Annotated in this window: 19 protein-coding genes and 1 tRNA gene; 9 read left to right on the plus strand and 11 right to left on the minus strand. The window is 66.0% G+C overall.

The window, feature by feature from the left end:
- Positions 1–187: 187 nt before the first annotated feature.
- From HLH25_RS04210 to HLH25_RS04235, 6 genes are all read right to left on the minus strand, one after another.
- The gene (locus tag HLH25_RS04210; RefSeq protein ID WP_246401259.1) at positions 188–736 is read right to left on the minus strand and encodes a helix-turn-helix domain-containing protein; all 549 of its coding nucleotides are present in this window, start codon (positions 734–736) and stop codon (positions 188–190) included.
- A 117-nt stretch (positions 737–853) separates the two neighbouring features.
- Positions 854–2,737, minus strand: coding sequence for a Hint domain-containing protein (locus HLH25_RS04215; RefSeq protein ID WP_182972896.1), 1,884 nt, complete (start codon positions 2,735–2,737; stop codon positions 854–856).
- 203 nt (positions 2,738–2,940) lie between these two features.
- A tRNA-Thr gene (locus HLH25_RS04220) sits at positions 2,941–3,015 on the minus strand.
- A gap of 145 nt (positions 3,016–3,160) precedes the next feature.
- A complete protein-coding gene (gene serA / locus HLH25_RS04225) occupies positions 3,161–4,426 on the minus strand; it encodes a phosphoglycerate dehydrogenase (RefSeq protein ID WP_182972897.1) in 1,266 nt (421 codons plus the stop codon).
- Between the two features lie 112 nt (positions 4,427–4,538).
- Positions 4,539–5,369 (minus strand): inositol monophosphatase family protein, encoded by an 831-nt coding sequence (locus HLH25_RS04230; protein ID WP_182972898.1) that lies wholly within the window; start codon positions 5,367–5,369, stop codon positions 4,539–4,541.
- Positions 5,366–5,914: a c-type cytochrome gene (locus HLH25_RS04235; protein WP_246401262.1), complete on the minus strand. Its 549-nt coding sequence runs from the start codon at positions 5,912–5,914 to the stop codon at positions 5,366–5,368. Before HLH25_RS04235 ends, HLH25_RS04230 begins: the two co-directional genes overlap by 4 nt.
- Before the next feature lie 147 nt (positions 5,915–6,061).
- On the opposite strand from HLH25_RS04235, the gene HLH25_RS04240 reads away from it, so the two are divergent.
- The 4 genes from HLH25_RS04240 (at position 6,062) to smpB (ending at position 9,198) form a co-directional block, all read left to right on the plus strand.
- Complete coding sequence (locus HLH25_RS04240; RefSeq protein ID WP_182972899.1) at positions 6,062–6,805, plus strand: 3-deoxy-manno-octulosonate cytidylyltransferase; 744 nt, start codon at positions 6,062–6,064, stop codon at positions 6,803–6,805.
- Positions 6,802–7,698, plus strand: coding sequence for a prephenate dehydratase (locus HLH25_RS04245; protein ID WP_246401265.1), 897 nt, complete (start codon positions 6,802–6,804; stop codon positions 7,696–7,698). Before HLH25_RS04240 ends, HLH25_RS04245 begins: the two co-directional genes overlap by 4 nt.
- Positions 7,699–7,825: 127 nt before the next feature.
- Positions 7,826–8,707 (plus strand): 4-hydroxy-tetrahydrodipicolinate synthase, encoded by an 882-nt coding sequence (dapA, locus tag HLH25_RS04250; RefSeq protein WP_220791683.1) that lies wholly within the window; start codon positions 7,826–7,828, stop codon positions 8,705–8,707.
- A 2-nt stretch (positions 8,708–8,709) separates the two neighbouring features.
- Positions 8,710–9,198 (plus strand): SsrA-binding protein SmpB, encoded by a 489-nt coding sequence (gene smpB / locus HLH25_RS04255; RefSeq protein WP_114726869.1) that lies wholly within the window; start codon positions 8,710–8,712, stop codon positions 9,196–9,198.
- 183 nt (positions 9,199–9,381) lie between these two features.
- On the opposite strand, the gene HLH25_RS20475 is transcribed toward smpB, so the two are convergent.
- On the minus strand, positions 9,382–10,077 hold the full coding sequence (locus HLH25_RS20475; protein WP_114726870.1) for a cold-shock protein: 696 nt from the start codon (positions 10,075–10,077) through the stop codon (positions 9,382–9,384).
- Positions 10,078–10,517: 440 nt separating this feature from the next.
- Here HLH25_RS20475 and HLH25_RS04265 point away from each other — a divergent pair, with 440 nt between their 5' ends.
- Complete coding sequence (locus tag HLH25_RS04265; protein WP_375272706.1) at positions 10,518–11,519, plus strand: lipid A deacylase LpxR family protein; 1,002 nt, start codon at positions 10,518–10,520, stop codon at positions 11,517–11,519.
- 186 nt (positions 11,520–11,705) lie between these two features.
- Here the strand turns inward: HLH25_RS04265 and recG are convergent, their stop codons facing one another.
- Positions 11,706–13,823: an ATP-dependent DNA helicase RecG gene (recG, locus tag HLH25_RS04270; protein WP_310889048.1), complete on the minus strand. Its 2,118-nt coding sequence runs from the start codon at positions 13,821–13,823 to the stop codon at positions 11,706–11,708.
- A 138-nt stretch (positions 13,824–13,961) separates the two neighbouring features.
- On the opposite strand from recG, the gene HLH25_RS04275 reads away from it, so the two are divergent.
- The 4 genes from HLH25_RS04275 to HLH25_RS04290 all read left to right on the plus strand — a co-directional run bounded on the left by HLH25_RS04275 (position 13,962) and on the right by HLH25_RS04290 (position 18,948).
- A complete protein-coding gene (locus HLH25_RS04275; protein WP_182972903.1) occupies positions 13,962–14,273 on the plus strand; it encodes an FAD assembly factor SdhE in 312 nt (103 codons plus the stop codon).
- A complete protein-coding gene (mfd, locus tag HLH25_RS04280; RefSeq protein WP_246401287.1) occupies positions 14,270–17,752 on the plus strand; it encodes a transcription-repair coupling factor in 3,483 nt (1,160 codons plus the stop codon). The genes HLH25_RS04275 and mfd overlap by 4 nt, the downstream gene beginning before the upstream one ends.
- Before the next feature lie 47 nt (positions 17,753–17,799).
- The gene (locus tag HLH25_RS04285) at positions 17,800–18,594 is read left to right on the plus strand and encodes an SDR family NAD(P)-dependent oxidoreductase (RefSeq protein ID WP_182972904.1); all 795 of its coding nucleotides are present in this window, start codon (positions 17,800–17,802) and stop codon (positions 18,592–18,594) included.
- Positions 18,595–18,810: 216 nt separating this feature from the next.
- The gene (locus HLH25_RS04290; protein WP_182972905.1) at positions 18,811–18,948 is read left to right on the plus strand and encodes a hypothetical protein; all 138 of its coding nucleotides are present in this window, start codon (positions 18,811–18,813) and stop codon (positions 18,946–18,948) included.
- 57 nt (positions 18,949–19,005) lie between these two features.
- On the opposite strand, the gene HLH25_RS04295 is transcribed toward HLH25_RS04290, so the two are convergent.
- Genes HLH25_RS04295 through HLH25_RS04305 form a run of 3 tightly spaced genes read right to left on the minus strand, consistent with a single transcriptional unit; the run spans position 19,006 to position 21,573 of the window.
- Positions 19,006–19,965: an aldo/keto reductase gene (locus HLH25_RS04295; RefSeq protein ID WP_182972906.1), complete on the minus strand. Its 960-nt coding sequence runs from the start codon at positions 19,963–19,965 to the stop codon at positions 19,006–19,008.
- A 20-nt stretch (positions 19,966–19,985) separates the two neighbouring features.
- Positions 19,986–20,897, minus strand: coding sequence for an endonuclease/exonuclease/phosphatase family protein (locus HLH25_RS04300; RefSeq protein WP_182972907.1), 912 nt, complete (start codon positions 20,895–20,897; stop codon positions 19,986–19,988).
- Positions 20,875–21,573, minus strand: a complete 699-nt coding sequence (locus tag HLH25_RS04305) for a carbonic anhydrase (RefSeq protein WP_182972908.1) — start codon at positions 21,571–21,573, stop codon at positions 20,875–20,877. Before HLH25_RS04305 ends, HLH25_RS04300 begins: the two co-directional genes overlap by 23 nt.
- Between the last annotated feature and the right edge of the window lie 145 nt (positions 21,574–21,718).

Raw genomic sequence — 21,718 nt, forward strand, 5'->3', positions numbered from 1 at the left:
GGGACAGCGGGCCTGTTATATCAATTGCGACAGAATGCGGTCCGCATGAGTCCATTGCTGTGTGTGTTCCGGTTCTCGCGGCCCGATGGGCGCTGCATCGATCAGCCGCCGCATGCGCCCGTCCTGGAGTAGGTCCTGTTTGAATGCGTGCATTCGAACAGGTGAAGATTCTCCTAAAAACAATAAACTAGAGTATTTCCACCGAACCGGCTTTCGGTGGCAATGCTCTGGTCTGGCGTTCGACATATTTCTGGACGGTGATCTTCAGTTCGGTGGGCAGGCGGCGGTAGAGTTCGATCAGGTCGTGCTCGTCTGTCGAAAGCGTCATGGGGAATGCCTGTTCCACCATCCCGCTGAGGAAAAGTTCTTCCGGCACCTGAAACAGTTCCGCCAATCGCGGGATGTGCCCGCGTGCGCTGCTGCGGCCGGTCTCCAGCGCCGCGATGGCGGAGCGACTGACATGGAGGGCACCGGCGAGGTCGTTCTGGCTCATGCCTCCGGCCTTGCGCAGGGTTACGATCTTCTTGGCGAGTTCAGCCGCGGGAGATGCCTTTGTCGCATCATTCCCGGCCAGCGTGGCATCGGTATCCCGGATCCACTTTCGAAACAGGGACTGCGGGATGATACCGTCGGGGTTGGTGCCGGTCGGTTTTGGAGAACTCTTTGCCTGATAGGAAATCATGCCTTCGGGCAGGTCGATGATCCTGCGCGGTGGGATGGCGGGATTGCCCGGCATCCATATCTGTCCCGGCTGGAGAAGAGTTCTTCGGGCCATGATGCTTTACGAAAGGAGGACCCCGCTCTTTCATGGAGAGCGGGGTCTGTGGAGATGAACGGATCGGAGCCGTGATGCTCAGAGTGACGAGGTGAGGGCTCGGGTCGTTTCGTCGGAGGCGATATATGGGCCGGCGGACCTGACGGTGATGGCGAGCATGGCGATGCTGTTGGGATGACGCTCGCCGAGGGGAAGGGAGGCGTTACCGCTGGTCCAGCGGCTGTATTCTCCTTCCACGGCGTGCCAGCCGGGCAGGTCGCCGTCTGTCAGGTGGTCCGTGATGGTTCGGGCGTGGTTGCCTTCAAAGAGCCTGATCTCGCCGACTTCGATGCCGAAAGGGCGGCGGTCGTCGACGAAGGGGCCGATCGTGTCGCTGGGGCGGCTTGCCCTGGAGACAAGCCGGACGGTCCGAACGCCGGTCGGGACCATGAACAGGGTGCAGCCGTCGGCCTCACGGATCTTGCGGAGGATCTGTCCCTTGTCTGTGGTGAGGTGGAGGTCGGGCTCATCGGTCAGGACGGGCGCGGGTGCCTGATTTTCGAGATGCGCCGCTTCGGCACGGGATGCGAGCTGGCGGAACAGGGGCTCGACGAATGCGCGGGCGACATTCAGGGGGGCGCCGGCATCTTCTTCCCAGGTACGGACAACGCCGCGCAGCGTGGCGACCTTGCCGTCCTGATGGAAGGCGCGGCGGTTGCCGGTGTCGAGATAGCTTTCGGTCAACATGCCGTCGGCGCGGATCACCGCGTGCGGGTCTGTTTCGATGTGGTAATAGGTGTAGCTGGTAATGGATTTATCGTAGAAGATGGATGTGCCGTTGACGAGCATGCGGGCGGGGATGAAGCTGTTCGCGAAGAACAGGCAGTGCTCGGCGGTGATCAGCATGTCCTTGTAGGGAACGCCATCGGCGACGGCGTCCTTGAGGATGCGAACGGGATAGCCTGCCTCGTCGTCCGGGTAATCTGGACGGACCACGACTTTTCTGCTGCCGACCCAGACGACATCGCGTGTTGCTTCAATGTTGTTGCGCCAGTCGTAGACGCTGATTTCATCGCCGATCCGGATATCTTCGACGGCGCAATCACCATCCGGCGTCCGGATCATCGAGCCGGCGAGGAAGCAGGCACCGATATAGGTGTTGTGGTCCTTGTAGGTGATTTGCAGGGGGTTTGTGTTTACGTCTTCCGTCGCCAGGTTGTTATAGGTTCCGACGGGGAGGTTGGCATTTGCTGCGGGTGTTACAGTGTAGGTCGCAATCTGTGTGCCATCGCTTCCAAAAAGCGTAATCGTTTTGTTTGTGCCTGATGTGGCTATGGTATAACCGGAAACAGTGGCGACTGTATTCTTGATTTCTATGGTATCGTATTGCGGATCGTAGCCGGTAATCGATGTTCCCGACAGATTCAGGAATACACCACCACCATTCAGAACAAGCGTGCCGCCGCCAGTTGTGAAATTGATGGTCGTTCCCTGGAGCAGGCTGATCAGTTGTGTGTTGCCGTTATATGTGCCGCCATACCCTATGTTGATGGTTGAGCCACTCAACGCACCAGCGATGAGGCCACCCGAAAACGTCGCCGTTCCGCCATATATATTCATGGTAATGGCTGTTGCGGCGTTTACAACGAAATCAATATCTGTCGTTCCGCCGATTGTAAAAACGGGTGCCGACAGGGCAGACAGAACAATATCAATGGTACCGCTGGAACCTGGTACAGAGACCCATTGACCACCGATTATAGAAAGCAGACTACCATTGGTCGCATCGGTTCCCGTCTGGATATGGGACAGAAGACCGTCAGGAACGCCGGTTAGCGTTTTTATTGTATTTCCGTTGGAATCCGTAATTGTGATGTTGGAATTTCCGAGGCCGCCATTGAAAAGCGTTCCATCGGTAATTGTCCATGTTGTTTCAATATGACCTTGTGCGTCATATGTATAATACGTGCCAGCGCTCGACATACTGATATCCCCCCAAAGCTGGATGTGCCCCTGCGAAGATCGGGATCTCAGATTGTCATATGAAAGTTAACAAATGCCCCATGTCACCGAGCCTACAGGCATGGTGGCGATAAGCGCCATGCGCCCTGTCGCAGGGAGTGGCCGGGCCTGTGGGGACGAAAAAGGACAGCCGACGATTGCGTCGGTCATTTTTAAAAGGAGATTGGTGCCGGGTGAGGGATTTGAACCCCCGACCTTCGGTTTACAAAACCGCTGCACTACCGCTGTGCTAACCCGGCGGCGATGGGACGTTGCACCATCGTTAGACTATCCGTGGCATCGTGGTTCGTTTTGAGGACCAGGGCCGGGACTGTGTGCTTTTGCCTCTGTCTTCCCGACGGGTCAAGAGGGCAGGGTGGCGGCGGAGGGCCGCCACCCTTCTGATCAAGCCTGCTGGTAGAGCAGGCGGGCGCGGATTGTGCCTTTGAGGTCGCGCAGGCGGCGGAGGATGCGGTTGTCCTTGTCGGTGTCGCGCCCCGTATCCGCCTCGACCACCACGTAGCCCAGTTCACCGTCGGTCTGGAGATACTGGGCCGTGATGTTGCTGTTCTCGGCCATGAAGATCTCGTTGATCTGGAGCATGATGCCGGGAACGTTGCTGTGGACGTGCATGAAGCGGGTGCCGCGCGGGCTTTCCGGCAACTGCACGGTCGGGAAATTGACGGCGCCCAGAGTCGAGCCCACGTCGGAATATTCGACCAGCTTGCGCGCGACTTCGACGCCGATCCGCTCCTGCGCCTCGGCGGTCGAGCCGCCGATATGCGGGGTGAGGATGACGTTTTCCAGCCCCTGGAGCGGCGAGGTGAAGGAATCGCCCGCGCCCTTGGGTTCGGTCGGGAACACGTCGATCGCGGCCCCCAGCAGGTGGCCGTCACGCAGGGCGTCGGCCAGCGCCTCCAGGTCCACCACGTTGCCGCGGGCGTTGTTGATCAGGAACGAGCCGGGCTTCATCGCGCGGATCTGTTCGGCGCCGATCAGGTTGGCGGTGCTGGGGAGCTGCGGCACATGCAGGCTGACCACCTCGCTCTGCGCCAGAAGGTCGTTCAATGTCTCGACCGGCGTGGCGTTGCCGTGCACCAGCTTGTCGATCACGTCGTAATAGATCACGCGCATGCCGAACGCCTCGGCCAGGACCGAAAGCTGCGAGCCGATCGAGCCGTAGCCGACGATGCCCAGCGTCTTGCCCCGGACTTCCCAGCTATTGGCGGCGGATTTGTTCCAGCCGCCGGCATGGCACTCCACCGAGCGGGGGAAGATCCGCCGCATCAGCATCACGACCTCGCCCATGACCAGTTCGGCGACGGAGCGGGTGTTGCTGAACGGGGCGTTGAAGACCGGGATGCCGTGGGCACGGGCCGCCGTCAGGTTGACCTGGTTGGTGCCGATGCAGAAGCAGCCCACGGCGATCAGCCGGTCGGCGGCGGCGATGACCTCGTCGGTCAACTGGGTGCGGGAGCGGATACCCACGATATGCACGCCTTCCAGAGCCTCGCGCAGGGCCGCCCCTTCCAGAGCGGTCTTGAGTCGCGTGACGTTCTCATACCCGTTGGCCTTCAACAGCGACACGGCGCTGTCGTGGACGCCTTCGAGAAGCAGGATGCGGATCTTGTCCTTGGGGAGGGACAGGTGGGAGGTGGCTTCGCTGCTCATCTCGAATACTCGCGCTTATTCGGGGAAGATGGTTCTCCTATCCGATCGACGGATAAATGGATAGGGAGAGGACGGCATCGGTGCCATGTGCTGGCCGGACGGGTGAGGGGTGTCACCGCGCCGGCAGGCCCGTATTCAGCAGGGAGACGGCACCGGCCAGCATGGCCGGGTCGCCGACCGCCAGCACCGTGCCGTCGCTCTGCGCATGCAGCGTGCGGCCGTGCCAGTCCGTCACCCGGCCGCCGGCGCCTTCGATAATGGGCACGAGGGCGGCCCAGTCCCAGATCTTCATCGTGCATTCCGCGATCACATCGACCTGTCCCAATGCCAGCAGGCCGTAGGCATAGCAGTCACCGCCCCAGGTGACGCGGCGGGCGGCGCGGCGGAGCGCGTCCCAATATGGCGTCGGTGCGTCCGCGATCATCTCGGGCGAGGTGCAGGAGAGTTCCGCCAGTTTCAACGCGGTGCAACGACGGGTGCCGATGGTGCCGGGCAGGCGGGATTCGTAGCGCGTCGGCCGGCCGCGCATGCCGATCCAGCGTTCGCCGGTGATCGGCTGGTCGATGATGCCCAGCACCGGTACGCCGTTTTCCAGCAGGGCGATCAGGGTGCCGAAGGTGGGGCGGCCGGTGACGAAGGCCCGTGTGCCGTCGATCGGGTCGATCACCCAGCAGTGGCGGGAGCCCGCGCGCTCCAGCCCGAATTCCTCGCCCAGTACGGCATGGTCGGGCAGGCGTTCGGCCAGGATCGCCCGGATGGTGCGCTCGGCGGTGCGGTCGGCGACGGTGACCGGACTCTGGTCGCTCTTGTCGTCGACCGTGACCCCGGAGCGGAAGAATGGACGGATCACGCAGGCGGCGGCATCGGCGGCGGCGGTCGCTGCGTCCAGCAGGCGGTCGGCATCGGGGAGGGCGGCGGCGAGAGGCGTGCCGGTGTGGGTCATGGCTGGTGTCCTCCGTCGGACAGGGTGTGCAGGTAGGCGATGATCGCCGCGCGGTCGCGGATGTCGGACAGGCCGGGGAAGGCCATGCGGGTGCCCGGCGCGAAGCGGGCCGGGCTTTCCAGCCACGCCGACAGGGTTTCGTCGGTCCAGAGTTCCGACCGGTGTGCCAGGAGCGCGGGGGAGAGGCTGTAGCCGGGGAGGTCGGCGATCGGGGTGCCGGCGACGCCGAACAGGTTGGGGCCGACCGCCGGGGGGGCGCCCTGCGTGAAGCTGTGGCACATCGCGCAGGATCGTGCCGCGAGGGCCTGTCCGGCTTTGGGATCGGCATGCGCGAGGGCTTCGGCGACCGAGAGGCCGGCCGATCCGTCGGGCGGTTCGGGCAGGGCGAAGGCCGGGTGGAGCGGAATGGCCTCGGGTATGGCCCGGTGTCCGGCCCAGACGCTGCCGGCCATTGCCAGCGCGGTCAGCAGGAAAGCTGCGCCGATGCGGTTGGCGTCGTGGCTGTCCATCCGGGTTACGATGCTCCATCGGTGTTTCGGTTGCATGCTGGCCGGTCCTTACCTAGACTGCCGCCCGCCTTGTGTGAAGCTGCGTGGGATCGTGCCGATGGGCCGGAGCGCGTGTCCGCAGCGGCGTTTCCCCGGCCGGACGTTTCCGCCGCTTTCGAGTGTCAGGGCCTGCTGCGTGTTCGCATGAATCCAATCGTCATCATTCCTGCCCGCATGGCCTCGACGCGCCTGCCGGGCAAGCCGCTGGCCATGATCGGCGACCGGCCCATGATCGTGCATGTGCTGGAGCGCGCGCGCGCGGCCGATATCGGGCCGGTCGTGGTCGCCGTGGCCGACCCCGAACTGGCGCGGGTGGTGGAGGCGGCGGGTGGTACCGCCGTCCTGACCGACCCGGCGTTGCCTTCGGGCTCCGACCGGGTGTGGCACGCGCTTGCGACCGTCGATCCGGACGGCCGGCATGACGTGGTGCTCAACCTTCAGGGCGACCTGCCGGGGCTGGCGCCGGAGACCCTGGCCGCCGCCCTGCTGCCGCTGGCCGACCGGGCCGTCGATATCGGTACGCTGGTCGCCCCGGTCACGGAACCCGGCGAGGCGCAGGCGGACTCGGTGGTGAAGGTCGCATGCGCGTTTCCCGAGGGTGCCCCGCGCGCCGTGGCGCGGGCGCTGTATTTTTCGCGGGCGGCGGTTCCGTGGGGCGAGGGGGCGTTGTGGCATCATGTCGGGATCTATGCCTATCGCCGGGCGGCGCTGGCGCGGTTCGTGGCCCTGCCCGAAGCGGCTTTGGAAAGGCGTGAAAAACTGGAACAGCTTAGAGCCCTGGAGGCCGGAATGATCATCGGATGTGCCCGGATCGGGGCGGCGCCGTTCGGCGTGGATACGCCGGCGGACCTGGAACGCGCGCGCCGCATGATGGCGGACGTGGCATGAGCGGCGCGCCGTCGATATCTCCCGACGCGGCGGCGGGTCCCCATATGGGGATCATCGCCTTTCAGGGGCGGCCGGGCGCCTATTCCGACCTGGCGTGCCGGCAGGCCTTTCCCGGCTGGACCACGCTGCCCTGCGAAACCTTCGCCGATGCGATCGCGGCGGTGCATGACGGGCGCGCAGACCTGGGGATGCTGGCCTGCGAGAACAGCCTGGCGGGGCGGGTGCCGGATATTCATGCCCTGCTGCCGCAGGCGGGGCTGAACATCGTCGGCGAGCATTTCCAGCGGGTCGAGCATTGTCTTCTGGGCGTGCCCGGCAGCACGATCGCGCAGGCGCGGCGGGTCCATACCCATCCGGTCGCCATGGGGCAGATCCGGGGGATCGTCGAGGCGCTGGGTCTGACGCCGGTGGTGGAATTCGATACGGCGGGCGCGGCCGAACTGGTGGCGCGGTGGAACAACCCCGAGGATGTGGCCGTGGCGTCGGCGCTGGCGGCGGAACTGAACGGTCTCGTGGTGCTGCGGCATAATGTGGAGGACGCGGCGCATAATACGACCCGCTTCTACATCACGTCGCGCGAGGCGGTGCGGCCGCCGCCGGGGCAGGCAGGCACGCTGACCACCGTGCTGTTCCGTGTGCGCAATACGGCCGGGGCGCTCTACAAGGTGCTGGGCGGGTTTGCGACCAACGGCGTGAACATGACGCGGCTGGAGAGCTACATGCTGGACGGGTCGTTCGCCGCGACGCAGTTTCTGCTCGATGTCGAAGGGCACCCCGAGGATGCGGCGCTGGCGCAGGCTTTGGCGGAACTGGCCTTCTTTTCGGAAACCTCCGCGATTCTGGGTGTTTATCCGGGGTCGCCGTTCCGGGGAAACGGGATGGCGGACCGATGAAGGTTGCCTAGCCACCATGCCCGGCATTAACACCGTGGATTAACAGAACAGGCGGGATCACGATCCTGCCGGGGTGGCCCGAAGGGCGGCCCGTGTCACAGCCTGCGAGATTCGAGTGGAAACGACTATGTTCAAGGGTTCGATCACAGCCCTGATTACGCCGATGAACGATGACGGGTCGCTGGATTTTCCGGCGCTGGGCCGATTCCTCGATTGGCAGGTGACCGAAGGGTCGTCGGGTGTCGTGCCGGTGGGCACGACGGGGGAAAGCCCGACCCTGACGCATGACGAACATGCGCGCGTGGTCGAATACACGGTTCAGGTCGTGGCGGGACGGGTGCCGGTCATTGCCGGTGCGGGCTCCAACAGCACCGCCGAGGCCGTCAATATGGCCCGCCATGCCAAGGCGGCGGGGGCGGATGCCATTCTGGTCGTTGCGCCCTATTACAACAAGCCGACGCAGGAAGGGCTGTATCGTCACTTCATGGCGGTTGCCGATGCGACCGACCTGCCGCTGGTCGTCTATAATATTCCCGGCCGCTCGGTGGTCGATATTTCGGTCGAGACCATGGCGCGGCTGGCGCGGCATGCCCGGATCGTCGGGGTGAAGGATGCCACCGCCAACCTGCTGCGGCCGATCCAGGTGCGTCGGGCGATCGATCACAAGCCCTTCAACCAGCTTTCGGGCGAGGATGGTACCGTGGTCTCGTTTCTGGCCGCCGGAGGGGATGGCTGCATCAGCGTGACCTCGAATGTGGCGCCGCGCCTGTGCGCCGAACTGCACCGGGCCTGGCAGGATGGGCGCGTGGCGGATGCGATGGCGTTGCAGGACCGGCTTTCGCCGCTGCACGATGCGCTGTTCTGCGAGAGCAATCCGGCGCCGGTGAAGTATGCCGCCAGCCTGCTGGGGCTGGGGGGCGAGACCTGCCGGTTGCCGCTGGCGCCGCTGACCGAGCCTTCCCGCGCTCTCGTCCGCGAGGCGCTGGCCGCCGTGGGCCTGTTGAACTGACGATGGCCGAGAAAAACAAGAGTGGCATGATCTCGCACGGGATCGCGGCGCAGAATCGCAAGGGGCGGTTCGACTACAAGATCCTGGAGACGGTCGAGGCCGGGCTGGTGCTGAAGGGGCCGGAGGTCAAGAGCCTGCGCATGGGGCGGGCCACGATCAACGAAGCCTATGCCGGCGACCGGAATGGCGAGATCTGGCTGTTTAACAGCTATATCCCCGAATATCAGGGCGGCGTGCTATCGCGCTTCGAACCCCGCGCGCCGCGCAAGCTGCTGCTGCACGGCAAGCAGGTGAACAAGCTGCTGGGCGCCGTGGCGCGCGAGGGCGTGACGCTGGTGCCGCTGGATATCCATTTCAATGCCCGTGGCCTGGCCAAGGTGACGCTGGGGATCGGCGAGGGGCGCAAGAAGGCCGACAAGCGCCATGCGATCGCCGAGCGCGACTGGCAGCGCGACAAGGCGCGGCTGATGCGCAACAAGGGCAAGGAATAGGCCGGCTCGGCCGCCTTGCATTACGCTATTTTATTGTTTTAACGGCTCTTTGAGCGTGGCTGGGCGCGTGTGCCCCTGGCCGCGACCCGATTTGGGGGCGCGGCGCGCGGGGAAGCGTGCCGTCCAAACAAAAACAGGGCCGCCCGAGGGCGACCCTGCTTGTTGATCAGGCTTGATGCCGAATCAGTCGACGCTGATCGACGCGGCCTCGGGGCCCTTCTGGCCCTGGACGACCTGCACGTTCGCCGTCTGGCCTTCGGTCAGGCCGGTCAGGCCCGAACGCTCCAGAGCCGAAGCGTGGACGAAAATGTCCTTGCCGCCGCTTTCCGGGGTGATGAAGCCGAAGCCCTTCGTGGCGTTGTACCACTTCACGATGCCGCGCATGTCCTGCGCGTGCGACAGGTCGGGGGCCGGGCGGGCCGGACGGGCGCCGAAGCCGCCGGGGGCACGCGGCGCACCGGGGCCGGCACCGAAGCCGCGCGGACGCTCCGGCTGGGCCGTGCTCTCGTCGACCGACACCACACCGGCGACCTGGCGACCCTTCGGCCCCTGGCCGATGCGGACCACCAGCGTCGTGCCGGGGGAGACGGAGCTGTGGCCGGTCGTTGCCAGCGCGTTGGCGTGAAGGAAGACATCGCCCGAACCGTCGGCCAGTTCGACGAAGCCGAAGCCCTTCTCGCTGTTGAACCATTTTACGGAGGCACTGATCTCCGGTCCCGAGGCGATCACCTGGGAGGGGGCGCCACCACCACCGCCCATGGGGCGACGGGGAGCTCCGCTGCTGCCACGATCACCGAACGTCGGCGGCGACATGAAATCGTCGTCAAATCCGCCGCGGCGCGGGGAACGGGGGCTGCGGTCGGTCCTGTTACTTCTCAACGGTCGTAATCCCGAGGTCTAGTTGGCGGGTCCTGTCCCAGGAGCCACCGGATGAAGAAATTTTGCTGGATCAAGGCATTACACAACCGTTCTCCGAACCGCCTGAGCGGCCGTGGCGGACAGCATCCTTTCCCCGCGCGGACCCTAGCACGAATGCGTCGGTGTCCAATACAGATAAGCATAACTTCGGCCCGTGGTTCCATCATGCCGTCATCTTTAATATGACCAAGCATTAATGTTCGCGCCGTCGGCGGTGGGGGTCGGATAGCCGTGCATGACGGCCGGCTGGCGTGGGTCGTCCGATCACGAAAGTCACCCATGGGCTTTCTCGAAACGCCGGGACGTTTTAGACAGTCGGTGGGCGCGGTTCGGATGCGGCGTCGCGCAGGTGAAAAGGGAAGCTGATGGGCCAGACAAAGACGGAAAGAACAGCCCTTTGGATGGCGCGTGTCGGTACGCTCGCCGGGATGGGGTGCCTCGCGGCAGTCGTTTGTGCCCCGGCCCACGCCACGCCGTTGCAGGACCCGTACGGAACCTGGACGATTCAGGGGGAAAACGACGCGGTCAGCACCCTGAAGGGAACGTCGGACCAGTATTATACCAGTGGGCTGCGCCTGAACTGGACCTCGGGCACCGACAACCAGCCGGCCCCGATCGAGACCATCAACCATGCCATCATGGGGGCGGGCGTCACCCGCATCAGCATGGGCTTGCAGCAGCTTATCTTTACCCCGGAAAATACGCAGATCAGCACGCCGTCGCCGCGTGACCGGCCTTATGCCAGCCTTTTGCTCGGCACCATCAACCTGATCAACGATACCGATCTTTCCCGGTCGGTGTTCGGTATCCAGGTCGGTGTCATGGGGCCGGCCGGGCTGGGCGAGAAATTGCAGAACGGCTTCCACGGCGCGATTGGCGACACGCGGAACCTGGGGTGGCACCACCAGTTGCAGAACCAGCCGATCTTCCAGGTGCAGGCCGGGCGGACCTGGCGGTTTCCGCTGGCCGATGTCTTCGGTATTTCGATGGACATGCTGCCCGCGGCCTCGGCCGCGATCGGCGATTACCGGATCTATGGTTCGGTGGCCGATACGTTCCGGATCGGCCAGGGGCTGAACAGCGATTTCGGCACGCCCACGATCGGGCCGGGCACCGATGGTACCGATGCCTACCGGCTGACGCGCCCGGTGTCGTGGTATGTCTTCGGCAACGTGACTGGCTACGCCGTCGGTTATGATGCCACCCTGCAAGGCAATACGATCCGCAGCAATTCGCCGCATGTGCCGGTGAACTGGGATGTGGGCGAGATTCATGCCGGCCTCGCGATCATGTGGCACGGGATGCGCCTGTCCTACAGCCAGGTGTGGCAGACCCAGGAATTCAAGGGCGCGCGCAGCGGGCTGTTCAATTACGGGTCGCTGGCCCTGTCGGCCAAATTCTGAACGCCTGACCGAACATGTGGGCTGGAGAGCGAGAGCGGCCCGTTCCGCGCCGCGCCCGACATGTGTTTCCGAGCATCGGAGCGGAGTGGCCTTGATGGCCATTCGCCGCCAGCGCGCATGTTCGGTCAGGCTCTGGGAATCCGCCCGTCAGGGCGGGCGCGTTCTTCGCGGCGCCGAGGGTCTGCTCTAGCCGGAGCGTAGGGCTCGGGCGGCGTCGTGGCGGTCGAACAGTTCCACGGCCAGGGCGACCGCGCCGCGCCTTGTCTCGGCGTTGCCTTCGACGATCCGTTGCGCGTCCTGTGCTGCGATCGCGACCAGCAGGTCCAGCCGGGCGCCGGTGGCCAGTCGCAGGTCCGGCAGGCCGGACTGGCGGCGGCCCGTCAGGTCGCCGCCGCCGCGCAGGCGGAAATCCTCGTCGGCGATCAGGAAGCCGTCTTCGGTGTCGCGCAGCAGGGACAGTCTGCGCCGCGCCGTCTTGCCCAGGGCGTCGTCATGCAGCAGCAGGCAGAAGGATTCGTCGCCGCCGCGACCGACGCGGCCGCGCAACTGGTGCAACTGCGCCAGGCCGAACCGTTCGGCGTGCTCGATGACCATGACCGTGGCGGCGGGGATGTCGACCCCGACCTCGATCACCGTCGTCGCGACCAGGATGCGCGTGCGGCCGGCGGCGAAATCGGCGATCGCGGCCTCGCGCACCGCGATGTCCTGCTGGCCGTGGGCCAGGCCCACGATCGGGCCGAACCGTTCGGCCAGCACCGCGAAGCGGGCTTCCGCCGCCGCGATGTCCAGGGCCTCGCTCTCGCTGACCAGCGGGCAGACCCAGAAGACGCGCGCGCCGCCGGCGATGGCGCGGCCGATGCCATCCAGCAGGTCGCCCAGTGACGCCATGGCGTGCAGCGAGGTGCGGATGGGCAGACGGCCCGCCGGCTTTTCGTCCAGGCGGCTGACCTGCATTTCGCCCCACTGGGTCAGGAGCAGGGTGCGGGGAATCGGCGTGGCGGTCATGACCAGGATGTCGGTGAGGTGGCCTTTTTCGCCCAGCAGGAGCCGCTGTTCGACGCCGAAACGGTGCTGTTCGTCGATCACCGCCAGCGCGAGGTCGGCGAAGACCACCTTGTCCTGAAACAGGGCGTGCGTGCCGACCACCAGGGGGGCGCGGCCGGTGGAAATCTCGTCCAGCACCGCGCGTCGGGCGCGGCCCTTGATGCTGCCGCTGAGGAAGGCGACCGGGACGGGGGCCAGCCGGGTGAAGGTGGCCAGGTGCTGGCGGGCCAGGATTTCGGTCGGGGCCATGAGCACCGCCTGGTGGCCGGCCTCCACCACGCCCAGCATCGCTTGCAGGGCAACCAGCGTCTTGCCCGCGCCGACATCGCCCTGCACCAGGCGCAGCATCGGGCTGGGGGATGCGAGGTCGGCGTCGATCTCACGCAGGGCGCGGGTCTGGGCGCCGGTCGGAAGGTGGCCGAAACGCTCCAGCGATGTGGTGCGCAGCGCGCCTGTGGGCACGATCGACCGGCCGGGACGGTTGCGGTTGCGCCGCCGGGCTTCGGCCATCGCCACCTGTTCGGCCAGCAGTTCGTCGCAGGCCAGGCGCAGGCGCGCCCGTTCGGACGCGGCGGCGTAGGCATCGTCCTTCAGCAGGTCGGGAAATTCATCGGGGCAGTGCAACTGGCGGAGCGCGGTTTCGAAATCCGGCCAGTGCCGGCGTGCGACGAGCGTGGGGTCCAGCCATTCCGGCAGGGCGGGGAAGTGCTGGAAGACCTGTTGCAGCGCGTTGCGGACATGGCGGGGGAAGAGGCCCGCCGTCAGCGGCCAGACCGGGTCCAGCATCGGGATGCGCCCGATGTCGCCGCCCGGCACGATGTGGTCGGGGTTGGCGATCGAGAGTCGGTCGCCGAACGAATCCAGCATGCCCGAGATCGCGACCGCGCTGCCGGTGACCATCTGTCGTGCCTGATAGGGGGAGAAAAACGCCAGGTCGATCGCGCCGCTGCCGTCCGACAGGCGGACCCGCCAGGGTTGGCGCGAGCCGCGCGCGGGGGCGTCGATCCGCTGCACGGTGCCCGACAGGGTGCAGATCCGGCCCGGAACGGCATCGCGCATCGGGGGGCGATAGCGTCGGTCGATCACGGATTCGGGAAGGTGGAACAGCAGGTCCGCCACGCGCGTGCCGCTGGTCGCGCGCGCCAGCAGCTTCGCGGTGGCGGCGCCGACCCCTGGCAGCGTGGCGAGCGGGGCCAGAAGCGGGCCGAGGAGGCCCGGTGAATCGTCCTGGGGGGTGGTATCGGACACGCTGGGCTCGATCGTCCTCAATTCCCCGGTTTCTTTCTGCGGGGGCCGTTTCTGGGGGGCGGTGCGACTGCCGGGCTGACAGGACCCTGACGGAGGGCTATAGGACAGCAACGCGAAGGAACAAAACGAAACCATATCAGGGCAGGCACCATGTCCCTCGACATACCGGACTTTTCGACCCTCGATCCGCGCCGTCGCCGGATCTATTTCCGCGCCACGCATCGCGGCACGCATGAGGCCGACATCCTGATCGGCGGCTTCGTGGCGCCGCGTCTGGCGGGGATGTCGGAGGCGGACATGGATGCGCTGGAAACGGTGATGGACCTGCCTGACGCCGATCTGGCGGACTGGCTGAGTGGCCGCAAGCCGGTGCCGGCGGAGGTCGATTGCCCGATGATGCGCGCGATCATCGCCGACGCCAACGATCCCGCCCGGCAGGCCGCGATCCGGGGAGAACGATGACAGCAGAGGGAAGGGACCAGCCCGCCGGGCCTTCCGGCTGGATGAATGTCTGGGGCGTGCCGGATGGGTACGACGCCTTTCTCGTCGCCCGGCGCGCGCGCGAGCATGACGGGCCGGTGCTGCATGTGGCGCGCGACGACGCGGCCATGGCGCGGATCGGCGACCTGCTCTCGTTCATCGCGCCGCATGCGGAGGTCCTGCGTTTTCCGGCGTGGGATTGCCTTCCCTACGATCGGGTGTCGCCCAATCCGGCGATCGTCGCCGAACGGGTCGCGACACTGACGCGTCTGCTGGAGCCCGCGACGGGGCCGCGCATCGTGTTGACCACGGTGGGGGGGCTGGTGCAGCGGGTGACGCCGCGCGCGGCCTTTCGCGGCCAGTCGCTGACGGTCGCGGCCGGCGATAATCTGGACCAGGAATTCCTGATCGAACTGCTGGTGACCAACGGCTACAACCGCACCGATACGGTGATGGAGCCGGGCGAATTTGCGACCCGTGGCGGCATCTTCGACATATTCCCCTCCGGCGAGGCGGAGCCGGTGCGGCTGGACCTGTTCGGCGACGAGGTTGAGAATATCCGTCGGTTCGACCCGGCCACCCAGCGGTCCTCCGAGCGGCTGGACCGGTTCGTGATGCGTCCGGTGGCCGATTTCAGCCTCGATCAGGCCAGTATTTCGCGCTTTCGTACCGGTTGGCGCGATCTGTTCGGGCCGGCCGCCGCCGGCGACCCGCTCTACCAGCATGTCTCCGACGGGCGGCGCCATGCCGGGCTGGAGCACTGGTTGCCGCTGTTCTACGAACATCTGGAAACGCTGGTCGATTATCTGCCGGGTGTGGCGGTGATCATGGCGCATCAGGCGGACGAGGTTCTGTCGTCGCGGCTGGAGATGATCGCCGACCATTTCGAGGAGCGGCGCCAGCCGGTGCGCGAGGGCGAGGTTCCGTATCGTCCTCTGCCGCCGCATCTGATGTATCTGGACCGCAAGGGGTGGGACGGCATGCTGGCCGGCCGCCCGGTGGTGGTGTTCAACCCCTTTTCCCGCCCGGATGGGGCGGAGGGGATCGACGCGCTTGGGCGGCCGGGAATCCTGTTTGCCCGCTCGGCGGTGGATGGATCGCGTGAGAACGTGTTCGCCATGCTCGATGCGCAGGTTCGGCAATGGGGCGAGACCGGGCGCCGGGTCTATCTGTCGGCCTGGACCCGTGGATCGCGCGAGCGGATCGCGACGCTGCTGCGCGAGCATGGCATGCGGGCCGAGAGTTTCGAGACCTGGACCCAGGCGCAGGCTCTGCCGGCCGGCACCGTCGGGTTGCTGACGCTGGGGCTGGAGCGCGGCTTCATTGCCGACAATCTGGCCTTCGTGTCGGAACAGGATCTGCTGGGCGAGCGGATTGCGCGACCGCCGCGCCGACGCAAGCGGGCCGACCAGTTTATCGCCGAAGCGTCGGAGATCGCGGAAGGCGATCTGGTGGTGCATCAGGATTACGGCATCGGCCGCTATGACGGGCTGGAGACGGTGGCGGTCGGCAGCGCGCCGCATGACTGCCTGCGTCTGGTCTATGACGGCAGCGAGAAGCTGTTTCTGCCGGTCGAGAATATCGAGCTGCTCAGTCGCTTCGGGTCCGATCAGGCCGGGGTGGCGCTGGACAAGCTGGGCGGGGCGTCGTGGCAGAACCGCAAGGCGCGGATGAAGCAGCGCATTCGCGACATGGCGGGCGAGCTGATCCGTACCGCCGCGATGCGCGCCCTGCGCGAGGCGCCCAGCCTGACCCCGGCGGAAGGGCTGTGGGACGAATTTTGCAGTCGGTTCCCCTTTGCGGAGACAGAGGACCAGTCGCGCGCCATTGTCGATGTGCTGGAGGATATGGGCTCCGGCCGGCCGATGGATCGTCTGGTGTGCGGCGATGTCGGGTTCGGCAAGACCGAGGTGGCGTTGCGTGCGGCCTTCGTGGCCGCGATGTCGGGCGCGCAGGTGGCGGTGGTGGTGCCGACCACGTTGCTGGCGCGGCAGCATTTCCGCACGTTCTCCGCCCGGTTCGCCGGGCTGCCGGTGACGGTGGCGCAATTGTCGCGCATGGTGACGGCCAAGGAAGCGGCTGCCGTGCGCAAGGGGCTGGCCGACGGCACGGTCAACATCATCATCGGCACCCATGCCCTGCTGGCCAAGGGCGTGCAGTTTGCCGATCTGGGATTGCTGATCATCGACGAGGAGCAGCATTTCGGGGTCTCCCACAAGGAGAAGCTGAAGGCGCTGCGCGAGGATGTGCATGTCCTGACCCTGTCGGCCACGCCGCTGCCGCGCACGCTGCAACTGGCGCTGACCGGCGTGCGGGAGATGAGCCTGATTGCCACGCCGCCGACCGACCGGCTGGCGGTGCGTACCTTCATCATGCCCTTCGACAGCGTGGTGATCCGCGAGGCGATCCAGCGCGAGCGGTTCCGGGGCGGGCAGATCTTCTGCGTGGTGCCGCGGATCGAGGATCTGGACCGGATGGGCGCGCGCTTGCAGGAGATCGTGCCCGACGCGCGGCTGGTGCAGGCCCATGGGCGCCTGACGCCCACCGAGCTGGAACGGGTGATGACCGAATTCAGCGACGGCAAATACGACATCCTGCTCTCCACCAATATCGTGGAAAGCGGGCTGGACATGCCGGCGGTGAATACGCTGATCATCCATCGGGCCGACATGTTCGGGCTGGGGCAGCTTTACCAGCTTCGCGGGCGCGTGGGACGCGGCAAGCAGCGCGGCTATGCCTACCTGACCTGGCCGCAGACGCATGTGCTCTCCGCCGCCGCCGAGAAGCGGCTGGAGGTCATGCAGACGCTCGATACGCTGGGCGCGGGCTTTACCCTGGCCTCGCATGATCTGGATCTGCGCGGCGCGGGCAACCTGCTGGGTGACGAGCAGTCGGGTCATATCCGCGAGGTCGGAATCGAACTCTACCAGCAGATGCTGGAAGACGCGGTGGCGGAACTGCGGGCCGAGAAGGGCCGGCGCAAGGCCGCGGACCGGGACTGGACGCCGAATATCATCCTCGGCCTGCCGGTGCTGATTCCGGAAGAGTATGTGCCGGACCTGCCGGTGCGGCTGGGGCTGTATCGCCGCATCGCCGGGCTGGCGAACGATGCCGAGATCGAGGCGATGGAGGCCGAACTGGTGGATCGGTTCGGCTCGTTGCCCGATCCGGTGCGCAACCTGCTGGATGTCGTCGCGATCAAGCGCCTGTGCCGTGAGGCGGGTGTCGAGCGGCTGGAGGCTGGGCCGAAAGGGATGGTGATCCAGTTCCGGGGCAATCATTTCGCCAATCCCGCCGGGTTGGTGGCATGGATGGCGAAGCAGAAAGAGGGCAATGTCCGCCTACGTCCAGACCACAAGCTGGCGCTGGTGCGTGAGATGACGAATGCGCAGCGCATCCGTCTGGCGAAGGACACGGTTCAGGCCCTGGGTCGCCTGGCGGAACAGGAGAAGGCGGCCTGACGACACACCCCGCTTGTGGTGACGGACATGCGGAAGGAGGAAGCGGAATGAAAATCGATCTGGCAGGAAAAACGGCGATCGTCAGCGGCTCGACCGCCGGGATCGGGCTGGCTGTCGCGCTGGCGCTGGCCGAAACCGGGGCGGATGTGATCGTCAACGGCCGCAGCCAGGCCCGTGTGGATGAGGCCATGGCCTCTATCCGGACCCGCATGCCCACCGCGCGGCTGCGCGGCGTGCCGGGCGATCTGGGCACGAAAGAGGGGATCGACGGCTTTATCCGCCTCGTTCCGCAGGCCGATATTCTCGTCAATAATCTGGGTATTTTCGAGCAGAAGCCGTTTCTTGAGACGCCGGACGAGGATTGGCAGCGTTTCTTCGACATCAATGTACTGAGCGGCGTGCGCCTGACCCGCCATTATCTGCCGGGCATGGTGGAGCGGGCGTGGGGGCGCGTGGTGTTCGTCTCCAGCGAATCGGCGCTGAATATTCCGGCGGACATGGTTGCCTACGGGTTCTCCAAGGCCGCGCAGGTCGCCATTGCCCGTGGGATTGCCGAGGGGGTTCCCGGAACGGGCGTGACGGTCAATTCGGTGCTGCCGGGGCCGACGCGGACCGAAGGCGTGATGGAGATGTTCGCCACGGCGGCGCGGGAGACCGGTCGGCCGATCGAGGAGATCATGGCCGAGTTCGTGCCGCAGCACCGCCCGGCCTCGTTGATCCGCCGTCTGGCGGAGCCCGAGGAGATCGCCAGCATGGTTGCCTATGTCTGCTCGCCGCAGGCATCCGCCACGACCGGGGCGACCGTGCGGGTGGAAGGGGGCCTGCTGCGCCATCCTGGGTGACAGGCTGCTCCGTCCCCACAGTCGGCTGGCCCTTCAGTCTGCCGGTCATGCGAGGCGCGTTATTTTCAGATCGTTCCTGACGGGAGTGTGACGCGCTTTTGTGTCCTGCACGATGGTGTTTTCTTCACAAAACAAGTCACCGGGCGTGTCGCCCCTTTTCGTGCTGTCATCACGGGTGTTAAAAACAGTAATAATAATACAGAAAGGGAGCAGTGCATGCCTGAAATCGAGGATCGCGCGCCCCAGACCCCGCTGCGCGATGTCTTTCAGTTGATGGGTGCGATCCTGTTTGTCATCGGCATGATCCTGATCGGTTGGCGGGCGGCTTTTTTCTCGGGAGTGTGGCCCGCCTGACCCGTCTTCGGGGCCGCCTCGCTTTTCATGGCGCGGGCGGTTGGGCCTGATGGATGGTCAGTCGTCGCCGGAGAGCGCGGTTTCGAGCGCCGTGCGTTCTTCCGCCGTCAGCGGGTGCGCGGCGGCGGCGACGTTGGCCTCGATCTGAGCGGGGCGGGTGGCGCCGGCAATGACCGATCCTACGACATCGTGCGACAGGAGCCAGCCGAAGGCCAGTTCGGTCAGGCTGCGCCCGTGCGTGCGCGCTACGGTATTCAGCCGGTCGAGAAGGGTCCAGTTGGCGTCCGTCAGGTAGCGGTCGGCCAGATGAATCCACGCACTCAGCCGGCTGCCGGGGGGTGGCGGGGTGTCGCGATGGTATTTCCCGGTCAGGATGCCGCTGGCCAATGGGAAGTAAGGGAGCAGCCCCAGGCCGTAATGACGGATCGCCGGCACCAGGTCGCGCAATGCGTCGCGCGCCAGCAGTGACAGTTCGTCCTGGCATGAGATGAAGCCGGCCTGTCCGGTCGCGCGGGCGATGTGGCAGGCGTCGGCGACCTGCCAGGCGGGAAAGTTGGAGCAGCCGGCGTAAAGGATCTTTCCCTCGCGGGTCAGGTCGTCCAGGGCGCGCAGGGTTTCCTCGATCGGGGTGGCCGGGTCGGGGGTGTGGACCTGGTACAAGTCGATCCGGTCCGTGCGCAGGCGGGTCAGGCTGGCTTCGACGGCCTGGCGGATATAGCGGCGCGACGCGCCCTGAAGATGACCTTCGGCATCCATGGGCATGCCGAATTTGGTGGCCAGCACGATCGCGTCGCGGTGCGGCCCGAGGATGGCGCCCAGCGTTTCCTCCGAGGCGCCGTAATGGGCCTCGCGCCGGCCATAGACGTCCGCGACGTCGAACACGGTGATGCCGCTGTCCAGGGCCTGATGGACCACCGCCCGGGAGTCCTCCAGCCCGATGCGGCCGCCCAGATTGTTGCAGCCCAGCCCGACGGCCGAGACGCGCAGGCCGGAACGGCCGAGATGGCGATATTCCATGGGGAAACCTTCCTGCCCGGTCAGGGCATTTCCAGCCCGATCGAGACCGGGCAATGATCGGACAGGTCCGGCGCCTGGGCGGGGTCCCGCGCATCGTATGTCAGGACCCGGAGGCTGTCGGGGTGGAGCCATGCGCGGGCCTGGTTGCCCAGCAGGATGTGGTCGATGAAATAGGTGCCGCCCCAACATGGGCTGGCGCGCCCGGCCGTGGTCAATGTCAGCGGGCCGTCGGTTTCCAGTTGCTGGAAGAACGGGTCGGACGGGGTGAGGTTGCGGTTGAAGTCCCCCATGACCAGGAAGGCTACGCCTTCATCCTGTCGCTGGGCAATCCAGTCGTCCAGCACCGTCAGTTGCCGGGCGAGCGTGCGGCAGGCCGGTCGCCGGTCCGCCAGGGCCGCGTTGCGGCAGCCGGCCTTGAGATGCACGATGAGGATGCGCAGGCTGGCGGTGCCGTCGTCGATCGTGACATCCAGCCCCGTCCGCAGATGGTGGGGGGCGTCGGGCGGATAGACGTCGAGTGCCGACAGATCCGGATGGCGGGTGATGGTCAGCCCGGCGGCGACCGCCAGCCCGACGCGTTGGACTACATGATCGTCGCTCATGACGATCCGGTAACGGTTGGGCGGGAACAGGCGGGCGGCCAAGGCTGGGGAATCGACTTCCTGAAACCCGATGATGTCGGCGCCGAGCCGTGTGGCGTAGAGAGCCAACTGGCGCAGGCCGGCGTCGCTGCGATGATGAAGGTCGGGGGGAAGGGCGGGGTCGCCCTGCGGCCGAGCCGTCAGCCAGTCCAGGTTCCAGGTCGAGATCTTGATCGTGCGGGCGGCGGCACCTTGGCGTGGCGGTGCGGCGAGGACGGCCACCAGCCACCCGGCGCAGGCCAGGAGGCGGATGGCCGTCGATCGTGGATCAGGCCTGTACAGGCTTCGCATCCACCTCGCGGGTCAGGCGGGAGATGGCTTCATCGACATGGATGCTGGAGCGTGTGGACTCGTCCAGGATCACGACCTCGCCGCTGGCGATGTCGTAGAACCAGCCTTGCAGGATCAGCGTGTTGCGAGCCAGGCCGGCGGCGACGGCCGGATGGGTGCGCAGATGGGCGATTTGCAGCAGCACGTTCTGTTCCGCCAGGCTGCGGACGGATTCCGGACCCGCGTCGGTCGCCTTCAGGGCGCCCGCGACGGCCCGCGCGGCTTCGGCATTGCGCAGCCAGGAGGCGACGGTGGGCATGTGGGCCAGTTTCGACGGATCGGGGTCCAGCAATGCCTTCATCGCCCCGCAATCGGAGTGACCGCAGACGATGATATGCGATACGCCCAGTGCCAGGACCGCATATTCGATGGCCGACGACACGCCGCCCAGCATTTCGCCGTAGGCGGGGACGATATTGCCGATATTGCGCAGAACGAACAGGTCGCCCGGCTGGGTCTGCGTGATCATGCTGGGATTCACCCGGCTGTCGGCGCAGGCGATGAACAGCGTGTCCGGAGATTGCTGGCCCGCCAGTTCCGCGAACAGTTCGCGATTCTGCGGGAAGATCTCGGCATTGAATTTCTCGACCCCATGCAGGAGCGAGATCAATGTTTTCTTGGCGTCGGTGTCGGCCATCGAAGGTCCCTATGTTCTGAAGTCCGCCTGGAACTTCACGGTGGCGTTCGAACGGTCACCCTGACAACGGCCGTCCCGAAGGAGGCGTGCCGTCTTGGCATGGGGGCACCGGGGCGCCGGCATGGCCGGGCCCATCGAAGATAGC

The sequence above is a fragment of the Gluconacetobacter dulcium genome, from assembly GCF_014174165.1.
GTDB classification, from domain to species: domain Bacteria; phylum Pseudomonadota; class Alphaproteobacteria; order Acetobacterales; family Acetobacteraceae; genus Gluconacetobacter; species Gluconacetobacter dulcium.